Source organism: Thermoanaerobaculia bacterium (assembly GCA_035260525.1).
Taxonomy (GTDB): domain Bacteria; phylum Acidobacteriota; class Thermoanaerobaculia; order UBA5066; family DATFVB01; genus DATFVB01.
Genome location: DATFVB010000117.1, coordinates 1 through 10,342, shown reverse-complemented (window position 1 = coordinate 10,342; position 10,342 = coordinate 1). Strand labels below are relative to the sequence as shown.

At 69.9% G+C, this 10,342-nt stretch carries 8 protein-coding genes; 1 reads left to right on the top strand and 7 read right to left on the bottom strand.

All coding sequences use genetic code 11. From position 1 onward, the window contains the following. Positions 1–69: 69 nt before the first annotated feature. Positions 70–366, top strand: a complete 297-nt coding sequence (locus tag VKH46_05740; GenBank protein HKB70327.1) for a hypothetical protein — start codon at positions 70–72, stop codon at positions 364–366. On the opposite strand, the gene VKH46_05735 is transcribed toward VKH46_05740, so the two are convergent. From VKH46_05735 to VKH46_05705, 7 genes are all read right to left on the bottom strand, one after another. Next, positions 367–1,377 carry an SDR family oxidoreductase gene (locus VKH46_05735; GenBank protein HKB70326.1) on the bottom strand — a complete coding sequence of 337 codons (1,011 nt, stop codon included), beginning with the start codon at positions 1,375–1,377 and terminating at the stop codon, positions 367–369. It lies immediately after the preceding gene. Then, on the bottom strand, positions 1,374–2,660 hold the full coding sequence (locus VKH46_05730; GenBank protein HKB70325.1) for a glucoamylase family protein: 1,287 nt from the start codon (positions 2,658–2,660) through the stop codon (positions 1,374–1,376). The genes VKH46_05735 and VKH46_05730 overlap by 4 nt, the downstream gene beginning before the upstream one ends. Then, positions 2,657–4,132: a glycosyl hydrolase gene (locus tag VKH46_05725; GenBank protein ID HKB70324.1), complete on the bottom strand. Its 1,476-nt coding sequence runs from the start codon at positions 4,130–4,132 to the stop codon at positions 2,657–2,659. Before VKH46_05725 ends, VKH46_05730 begins: the two co-directional genes overlap by 4 nt. After that, positions 4,114–7,128, bottom strand: a complete 3,015-nt coding sequence (locus tag VKH46_05720; protein ID HKB70323.1) for an FAD-binding and (Fe-S)-binding domain-containing protein — start codon at positions 7,126–7,128, stop codon at positions 4,114–4,116. The genes VKH46_05725 and VKH46_05720 overlap by 19 nt, the downstream gene beginning before the upstream one ends. Then, entirely contained in the window at positions 7,118–8,206 is a 1,089-nt protein-coding gene (locus tag VKH46_05715) for an enolase C-terminal domain-like protein (protein HKB70322.1), read from the bottom strand. The genes VKH46_05720 and VKH46_05715 overlap by 11 nt, the downstream gene beginning before the upstream one ends. Further along, complete coding sequence (locus VKH46_05710) at positions 8,203–9,951, bottom strand: thiamine pyrophosphate-dependent enzyme (protein HKB70321.1); 1,749 nt, start codon at positions 9,949–9,951, stop codon at positions 8,203–8,205. The genes VKH46_05715 and VKH46_05710 overlap by 4 nt, the downstream gene beginning before the upstream one ends. Before the next feature lie 24 nt (positions 9,952–9,975). After that, on the bottom strand, positions 9,976–10,342 hold a 367-nt coding region (locus VKH46_05705), incomplete at its 5' end, for a sensory rhodopsin transducer (GenBank protein ID HKB70320.1).

Below are 10,342 nucleotides of genomic sequence, written 5' to 3'. Positions count from 1 at the left end.
CGAATAGTTTCGCTACTACCCCACTGTCCTACAATCCTCGGTATGAGCGTCTCGCCACGGGCTAAATCATTGATCGAGCTCATCCGTCTGACGACGAAGTCCCTCGACCTCTTCCGCGACGAGCTCAAGATGACGAAACGCTGGAGCGCGGCGCACCAGGAGGCGTACAACGCCTGGAAGCGGCACCTGGAGGATTCCGAGAAGCACGCCCGGGAAGCTTCCGGGAAGACCCCGAAGGCCGCCTGGGACCTCGCGGCCGCGCAGGCTCGCGACGAGCGGGAGCAGTGGGGGCGCGCGCTCCGGGCCGCGCGGGAGAAGCGCGGGAAGCCGATCGGGCTCGACGTTTTCGAGCAGCCCGGGAGCTGATCAGCGGCGGCGGCGGGCGAGGGCGCCCGCGAGGGCGACGGCGCTCGTCGCGATCGCTCCGGCGATCCACGTCCGGTGCGTCGTCGCCCAGAGCTCGACCGAATGCCGGCGCGACCGCCCGTCGAACCGGCCGTGGGCGCCGTGGTCCCCCGCGACCGGAGCGAAGAGGTTGTCCGGGCGTCCCCCGGGAAGCGGCTCGTCCGTCTGCTGGCTCGCGTAGCCGGTCCTCGCCAGATAGCGGTCGAAGAGCTGCGGCGCCACGGCGTTTCCGACGATCGCGGCGAGGGTGGGCCCCCCGACGTCGAGCTCCCGGCGCGGCCGGCGCGCCGCGTAGGCGATCGCGCGTCCGGCCACTTCCGGCTCGAAGATCGGCGGGACCGGCTGTGGCCGCCGCGGCAGGCGGGTCCGGACCCACGAGAACTGCGGGGTGTTGAGCGCGGGCATCTGGACCATCGTGATCCGGACGTTGCGGCGGTCGTGGAGCAGCTCGCAGCGGACCGAGTCGGTGAAGCCGCGGATCGCGTGTTTGGCGCCGCAGTACGCCGACTGGAGCGGAATGCTCCGGTAGGCGAGCGCCGATCCGACCTGGACGATCGTTCCGCGGTCCCGCGGAATCATTCTCTTCAGCGCCGCCATCGTCCCGTAGACGACGCCGAGATACGTGACCTCGGTGACCCGCCGGAACTCGTCGGCGGTCATCTCGGAGAACGGGGAGAAAACCGACACCATCGCGTTGTTGACCCAGACGTCGATTGGACCGAGATCGCGCTCGACCTCCTCGGCCGCGCGCTCGACCTCGTCGGGCCGCGAAACGTCGGTCTGCCGCGCCAGCGCGCGTCCCCCGGCCGCCTCGATCTCGGCGCGCGCGCCGTCGAGCCCCTCCACTCCGCGGGCGAGGAGCCCGACCCAGGCCCCCTCGCGGGCGAACTCGCGAACCGCCGCTCTCCCGACCCCCGCGGACGCCCCGGTCACGACGACGACGCGCGGCCTCTCCCGATCTTTTCTCTTCACAACCAGCCTCCTCGAAATCCGGCGCGGCGGAGCCCCCGGACGAGCGGCTCGCACCCGCGCGTGAGCTTCCAGATCAATCCGGTCCGGTAGTTCTCGATCATCAGGACGATCGGGCCGTCGTTCAACCCGAAGTTGTAGGGCGACAGCCATCCGCTTCGCGTTCCCGAGTCGGGGAAGGTCGGGTTGAACGTCGCCTCGAGTCCGAACGGGCTCGTCGATCCGACCCCGAGCGTCTTGATCAGGTGCCGGATCGTCGGAAGCACGACGTCCGGAGCGAACGGAAGCGACGCCACCGCGCCCCACGGCGCGATCGTCCCGTCGTCGGGGCCCTCCGGAATTCCGCGCGCGACGTAACTGAAGAATCGCCGTTTCACGCTTTCGATCTCGAGCACCGCCGGGCCGGGCCCTTCCGATGCCGTGATTCCCCAGCAGTTCGCGCCGTACTCCCGGAACTTCAGCGGATTTCGGATCGCATACTCGCGCTGGATGTGGGTCGCCCGGCGGCTGTTCTCGAAGTAGTCCGAGCCCCGCTCGCGCATGTACCCGTCCTGGATACCGCGGAAGTCGATCCAGACGTGGGAGAGCTGATGAATGAAGAGCGGTCCGGCGTGGAGGTAGTCGATCCCGTACACGTTCCTCCACCAGTAGGTCTCGGTCCACGCGCGGTAGCTCTCCTCCGGAATCGGGTGCGTCGCTGACCCGAGCGCGAGCGCGTAGAGGACGAGCGCCTCGCTGTACCCCTCCCAACGGAACGGAATGAACCCCGTCTCGGGCCTCCAGCCGTGTGTCACGGTCGCCCCGCCGTTCCTCGCCCATTCCCAGTCGGCGCGCCGGCAGAGCGCATCGGCGAAATCGCGAATGCGCCGCTCGATGCGTTCGGATCCGTCGAAGTAGAGGGAGGCCGCGAGCGCGCCCGCGAACACGTAGGCGCTGTCGATCGTCGAGACCTCGCACTCCCAGACCCGTTTCCCGCTCGCCATGTCGAGGAAGTGGTAGAAGAAACCCCGGTTCCCGATCGCCTCCGGGCCTTCCCCCTGCTCCCCTTCCGCGAAGAAGCGCAGGAGGCGGCGGACGCGCTCGGCCGCCGCCGCGCGGGAGAGATATCCGCGCTCGACGGCGACCGGATAAGCGGTGAGAGCGAGACCGCAGGCGGCGATGCTCGCCGGGGCTCCCGGACGGGTGCAGTCCGCGACGAGCCCGGTCTTCGCGTTCGCGTTCTTCCGGAAGTATCCGAAAGCCTCCCGCTCGAGGCGGTCGAGCGCCGCCGCGGAGAGGGGCCTCAAGGACGCCCGCCTCCCCGGGGGAACCGGAGGTGCGCGGCCGCGACCGACTGGGGCGGCAGGTCGATTGCGAAGTCGACCGCGCCGCCGGCGGGCGTCCACGGGAGGGACTCGGGCCGGAGACGCGAAGCGCTTTCCAGCCGCTCGATCTCGGCCGCGTCGGGATACTCCGGCGATCCCATTCGCTTCCACGCGCGATACGCGTTGGCGTGGCGCTCGTCGATCCGCCGGACCGTCGCGGAGAGCGGCGCCGCCGGGGTCGACACCCGGACCCGCGCGGTCTCCCGGCGGATGGGACGGCGCGGGAGAGCGAAGTTCGTCAGGATCACGGTGAGCGATCCGCGTCCCCGCACCGCCCATGCGTCGACCGTCGGATGCGAGCCGGCGACCGGCAGGCGTTCGGTCCCCGCCTCGTGCAGTATCTGGAAAGCGCGGTAGACGGGCTTCGGCACGCCGTGGATCGTCAGCAAGCCGAAGCCTCCCTGAAAGGGCCGCGACGGAAGGTAGTTCTCCGCGAAGAGGTCCGAGACGGTCCACCAGCTGTAGCCTTCGACGAGCCCCGCCGCCTCGAGCATCGTCTTGACGGCGAACGCGGCCGCGTACGGCTCGTCGTGCCGCGGATCGCGGGGGCCGGAGGAGCTCGACCATTCGGTGTAGTAGACGGGCGCGCCGCCCGCCCGCCGGCGCGTCTCGCGGGCGCGGTCGCGAAGGACGCTGCGGCGGCTCCTCGCGAGCTGGATCTCCGTGTCGTCGCCGGGCTTCCCGAAGCCGTCGGTCGGGTAGTGGTGCGTCGTCACGAAATCCAGCGGCGCGCCGTGCTGCCGGCACCAGGAGACGAACTCGCCGATCCACGCGTCCTGCGACGTCGCCGGCCCGCCGACGCGGAACGATCGGTCGACACGCTTGATCGTCACCGCCGTCTGCCGGTAGAAGCGGAAGTAGTCGAGGCGGGAGCCGGTCCAGAAGGCGTCGAGGTTCGGCTCGTTCCAGACCTCGAAGAACCACTGCGCGACCTCGCGCCGGCCATATCGCTTCTTCCAGTGGGAGACGAGGCGCTCGACGAGCACCGACCAGCCGCGCCGGTCCCGCGGCGGCGTCACGTTGGCCGCGTAATGGAAGACCGTCTTCCGCCCCGACGCGAGCGCGTCGGGCATGAAGGACAACTCGACGAACGGTCGCATGCCGATCGACAGGAGGAAGTCGACGATCCGGTCCGCATTGAAGAAGGAATAGATTCGACGTGCGCCCTCGCGGACGAGCGTGTCCATTCCCCCCGTCAGGATCCCGTGGAACCGGACGTGGCGGAACCCCGCCTCCTCGTGCGCGCGGATCATCTGCGACTGCCAGTCCGCGCGGAGCGACAGCGGGGCGTGCCCGCTTCCGACGGTGTGCTCCCAGAAGTGGGGCAGCGCCTCCCCCGGGGCTTCGGCGTCGCACGAGAACCGGGGGCGGGCGGTCAGCGGATCGCGCGACACGCGGCCTCCGGGTACGCGCCTCCCGGCCCGTCGGGTCCGAAGTCGGCCGCGAGCCGGAGCACCTCCGCCAGGTGGAGGGCCCTCCTGTCCGTCCGCTGCGCGATCTGCTCCCGGCAGGAGAATCCGTCGGCGACGACGATCGTCTCCTTCGGCGCGGAGCGCACCGCCGGGAGCAGCACGCGCTCGCCCGCCGCGACGGAAACCGCATAATGATCGCCGCGCTCGAATCCGAAGGAGCCCGCCATCCCGCAGCAGCCCGAATCGAGCACGTCGACGTCGAGCCCCATCGAGTCGAGCAGCGCGCGCTCGTCGTCGATCCCGATGACGGCGCGGTGATGGCAATGCGCCTGGACGACGGCGGACCGCGACAGCCGCGGCGGCGCCCACCCGGGCGCGTGGTTCCGCAGGAGCTCCGAGAGGAGCAACGTGCTCTCCGAGAGCCGCCGCGCATCCTCGTCCGCCGGGAAGAGGTTGCGGAGCTCGTCGCGGAACACGGCCGCGCAGCTCGGCTCGAGGACGACGACGGGTATCCCCTTCCGAACCTCGGGTCCGAGGATGCGGAGGATGCGCCGGAGCTGACGAGCCGCGAGGTCGAGCATTCCGAAGTCGTACAGCGGCCGCCCGCAGCAGAGCGGCGGACCCGGCACGCTCACGCGAAATCCCGCCTCCTGGAGCACGGCGACGGCGGCTTTCGCGGTCCCCGGGTGGAAGTGGTTGTTGAAAGTGTCCGCGAACAGGACGACGCGGGGCGCGTCGGCCGGCAGGTCGGCGCGTTCCCTCCGCCGCGCGAACCAGGCTTTGAAGGTTTCCGGCGCGAAGGCAGGAATCTCGCGCTCCGGGGCGATGCCGGCGGCGAGCTTGACGAGCGCCGAGATCCCCGGCGCTCGCGCGGCGAGATTGACGAGACGCGGCGCGAGCGACGCCGCGCGCGCGACCCACGGAATGAGCCCCATCGCGTACGCGTGCCGCGGCCGCAGCCGGCCGGCATAGTAATGCGAGAGGAACTCGGCCTTGTACGTCGCCATGTCGACGTTGACCGGACAGTCGCCCTTGCATCCCTTGCAGGCGAGGCAGAGGTCGAGAGCGTCGCGGACGGCCTCGCTCCGCCAGCCGCCCGGCAGCGAGTCCCCCCGCATCATTTCGAAGAGGAGACGGGCACGACCGCGCGTCGAGTGTTCCTCCTCCCGCGTGACCATGAAGCTCGGACACATCGTTCCGCCGTCGAGACGCCGGCATTTCCCCACGCCCACGCAGCGGATCGTCGCGAAGGCGAAGCTCCCCCGGTCGCCCGGGAATCCGAAATGCGTCCTCGTCTCCCGCGGCCGGTAGTCGGCCCCGAGGCGCAGGTTCTCGGTGATCCCGTAGGGATCGACGACCTTGCCGGGGTTCATGAGGCCACCGGGGTCCCAGATCGCCTTGAACTCGCGGAACGCCCCGACGAGCCGCTCGCCGAACATGATCGGCAGGAGCTCCGCCCGCGACTGGCCGTCTCCATGCTCCCCCGACAGCGATCCGCCGAACGAGACGACGAGCCGCGCCGCGTCGTGGACGAACCGGCGGTACCGTTCGATACCGGGCGCCGTCTCGAGATCGAAATCGATCCGGGTGTGGAGGCAGCCCTGCCCGAAGTGCCCGTAGAAGTCGCCTTCGTACCGGTACGCCTCGAGGAGCCGCCTCAGCTCACGAAGATAGTCGCCCAGCTTCTCCGGGGGAACGGCGGAGTCCTCCCATCCCTCCCACGTCACCGCCTTGTGAGGAACGTGCGCGGTCGCGCCCAGTCCCGACTCGCGGACCTTCCAGATCTGCCTTTCCTCTTCGGGGTCGTCGAACAGCTTGTGGCCGACCATCCCGGCGGAGTCGCCGAGCGCCCGCAGGAGATCCCGCGCCTTGCCGTCGGACTCCGTCTTGTCGCGTCCTCCGAACTCGACGAGCAGCCAGCCTTTCCCCTCGGGGAGGAGCCGGACGTCGCGAGGATGGAGGCCGATCGCTTTCATGTCGGCAATCAGGCGGTGGTCCATTCCCTCGAGCCCGATCGGACGGTGCCGCATGATCTCCGGGACGCGGTCCGCCGCGGTGTAGACGTCGGCGAAGCCGAGAACCAGGAGCGACCGGGCTCCCGGTTCGGGAATCAGGTTCATCGTCGCTTCGAGGACCGTGACGCACGTCCCCTCCGAGCCGACGAGAGCGCGCGCGACGTGAAACCCCTTCTCCGGAAGGAGGTAGGGCAGATTGAAACCCGAGACGCGCCGGGGAATGTCGGGAAACCGGCTTCGGATTTCCGCCGCGTACCGGTCGCGCAGGTCGCGGAGCGCACCGTAGATTTCCGCGCGGCGCCCGCCCGCGCGCAGGATCGCCGCGAGATCGTCCTCGCTCGTCGCGCCCACGCGCATCCGTTCCCCGTCCGCGGTGACGATCTCCATCTCCTCGACGTTGTCCGCCGTGCGGGCGCCGGTGCCGGCAAAAGCCGCCATCACGGAATGGACGCCGCAGGAGTCGTTGCCGATCATGCCGCCGAGCGTGTTGTGGGTATGCGTCGCCGGGTCGGGGCCGAACGTCAGGCCCTCGCGGCGGGCCGCCTCGCGCAGGTCGTCGAGAATGCAACCGGGCTGCACCCGTCCGAGCCGGCCGCCGCGGTCGATCCCGAGGACTCGGTTCATGTACTTCGAGAAGTCCATGACGACGGCGACGTTGCAGCACTGCCCGGCGAGGCTGGTTCCCCCGCCTCGCGAGAGGATCGGCGCCCCGAAATCGCGGCAGAGCGCGATCGTCGCGAGGACGTCCGCCTCCGTCCGGGGGACGACGACGCCGATCGGCACCTGCCGGTAGTTGGAGCCGTCCGTCGCGTACAGCGCGCGCGACCCGTCGTCGAACCGCACCTCGCCGTCGACCTTCGAAGCGAGGGCCGAGGCGAGAGCCCGCGCGTCGAGCGGTCTCTCGCGCGCGGAGCGGGGCGGTGCGGGCTTCGGGAGGGTCACGGTCTCGGCTTCAGAGAGCATATCGCTCGGCGTCCCGGGTCTTGAGCTCGATCCCGAGCCCCGGACGCGACCAGTCGGGCGCGAGACTCCCGTCGACCGGGCGAGCGGGGCCGTCGAACAGCATCGACTCGATCCGGACGTGGTCGTGGAAATATTCGAGGTGGCGGAGGGGGCCCGCGGCGCAGCCGGGATGGACGTGCAGGGCCGGTGCGCAGTGGGAGGAGAGCGGAAGCCGAGCTTCGCGGCAGAGAACGACGGTCTTCCGAAACCCCGTGATTCCGGCGCAGCGCGTCGCGTCCGCCTGAACCACGTCGGCGGCCCCCGCATCGATGATCCGCCGGAAGTCGGAAAGGACGAATCCGTACTCCCCGACGGCGATCTCCATCGACGCGGGCGCACGGTCGCGCACGAGTCTCAGTCCGTCGATGTCGCGCGCGTCCACCGGCTCCTCGAACCAGCTCACCCCCGATTCGGCGAACCGGGCGGCGAGCGCGAGCGCCGGTTTTCGCTCGTAGGCGCCGTTGGCATCGACGTACAGCTCGGCCTCCTCCCCGATCGCCCGGCGCGCCGCCGCGACCCGGCTCGGATCGTCCTCGGGTCGGCGGCCGACCTTCATCTTCACGCGGGGAATTCCGCTCTCGACCCATCCGGCGAGCTGCTCGGCGAGCTCGGCCTCGGAGTAGGACGTGAACCCGCCGCTGCCGTAGACGGGCACGCGCGGCCGGACCGCCCCGAGCAGCGCGGCGACCGGTAGCCCGAGCAGCCTTCCCTTCAGGTCCCAGAGCGCCGCGTCGGCGGCCGAGATCGCCATCGCGGAGATTCCGGAGCGCCCCACGTTCCGGACGGCGCCGACCATCGCCTCCCATGCGCCCTCGACGTCGAAAGCGCTCCGGCCGACGACCGCTTCGGCGAGCATCCCTCCGACGAGCCCCGCCGCCGAAGCGTCCGTGTACGAGTACCCGAGGCCCGAGCTTCCTCCGGCCGCGGCACGAGCGACCACGATCGTCGTCGCATTCCACTGGAACGTCCCGTCCGACTCCGGAGCGTCGGTCGGGACGCGGTAGGCGGCGGCGGCGAGCGAGGAGACCGGCGGGGTCAAACCAGCTCGCGGACCTTGTCGGCGATCACGGTTTTCGCGATCTTCCCCGCTCCCGCCGTGCCTCTCGCGAGGGACTCCGCGAAGTGCGCGGCCTGTTTCGCGGTGATCCTCGGCGGAAGCGGAGGCTCGTTCGGATCGACGACCGCCTCGATGATCGCGGGGCCGGGCGCGCCGAGCGCTTCGTCCAGGATCGCGCCGCAGTCGGCCGGGTCCTCGATCGTGTATCCGGCGCCGCCGCATGCCCGGGCGAATCCGGCGAAATCGATCGGGTTGAGATCGCAGCCGTATTCGGGGTTTCCGAGGAACACCATCTGCTCCCACTTGATCTGGCCGAGCGTGTTGTTCTTGACGATCACGATCTTGATCGGAAGCCCGTACTTGACGGCGGTCGCGAACTCCCCCATCAGCATCGTGAAGCCGCCGTCGCCCACGAACCCGACGCACTGCCGCTCGGGAAACGCGATCTGGGCGGCGATCGTGTAGGGAAGGCCGTTGGCCATCGTCGCGAGCGTGCCCGAGAGGGAATGCTTCTGGCCGCGCTTGACGCGGATGTGGCGAGCGAACCACGTCGCGATCGTCCCCGAGTCGCACGACACGATCGCGTTCTCGCGGAGCCGCTTCCCGAGCTCCCACGCGACGACCTGGGGCTTCATCGGCCTGTCCGGCCGGGACGCGCGCTCCTCCATCAGCTTCTCCCAGTCCCTCATCCCGTCCTGGATCTTCTCGAGGAACCCGCGGTGGGCGTTGCGCGCGAGCATCGGCAGGAGGAGAGCCAGAGTGCGGCGGCTGTCGCCGACGAGCCCGACCTCGACCGGGCACCGCAGGCCGATCCTCGCCGGGTCGATGTCGATCTGGACCGCCCGCGCCTTCCCCGGCTTCGGATAGAACTCGATGTACGGGAAAGACGTCCCGACGAGGAAGAGCGTGTCGCACTCCTCGAGCGCCTCCTGGGAAGGGTTCGAGCCGAGCAGCCCGACCGGCCCGGTCGTGTAGGGGCTGTCGTCGGGGACCGCGGCTTTCCCGAGCAGGGCCTTGACGATCGGCGCGCCGAGTCGCTCGGCGGCTTGTTCGAGCTCGTCGGTCGCGTCGAGGGCGCCCTGGCCGCACAGGATCGCGACCTTCCTGCCCGCGTTCAACACGTCGGCCGCGCGCCGCAGATCGGATTCGTCGGCGAGCCTCGCGCTCCGCGCGAACACCTCGTTGTCGTGCTTCGGGACGTTTCGGTCGGAGCGCTCCTCCTCCTCCTGCTCCTGGAAATCGACCGGGAAATTCAGGTGCGCCACTCCCCGCCGCGCGAGCGCCGTCCGGCATGCGAGCGTCGCCGCGTTGCGCACGTGCGCCGGTCCCATGATGCGCGTGTTGTAGACGGAAACGTCCATGTAGAGCCGGTCGAGATCGACGTCCTGCTGCGTGTGCGTGTCGATCAGATCATGGAACGCGTGGCCCGTGATCGCGAGGACCGGTTTCCCGTCGAGCTTCGCGTCGTAGAGACCGTTCAGGAGATGGACTCCCCCCGGTCCCGAGGTCGCGAGGCACACGCCCAGCCGTCCCGTGTATTTCGCCCATCCGCACGCCATGAACGCCGCCGCCTCCTCGTGTCGGACGTGAACGAAACGGATGCGGTCGCGACTCTTCCGAAGCGCTTCCATCACGCCGTTGATGCCGTCGCCGGGAAGCCCGAACACGGTGTCGACGCCCCATTCCGAGAGCGTCTCGATCAGAATTTCTCCTCCGGTCCTGGACACGTCGCTCTCCTTCCTTTTCTGCCGTCACTCCGGGCCGGCGAAGGCGATCGTGGAAAGGAGGGCGTTCGCCGCCTGACGCGAATCGAGCCGCGTGTGCTGGACGACGACGGGGACGTCGGCGTCGAGGCGGCTCGCGTAATCGGTACCCCGCGGAATCGGCTCCGGATCCGCGAGATCGTTGAATCGGACGTGCCGGGTGCGACGGGCGGGAACTCGGACGCGGTAGGGGCCGGCGGGCTCACGGTCCGCGTAGAAAATCGTGATCTCGACGTTCGCCTCCCGGTCGCCCGCGTTGAGGATGCAAACCGCCTCGTGGCTCGTCATCTCGGGCGCCGGTCCGCGGCTCTCGGCGGGGATGTAGCCCTCCGCGATCGCCCAGTGCTTCCTGCCG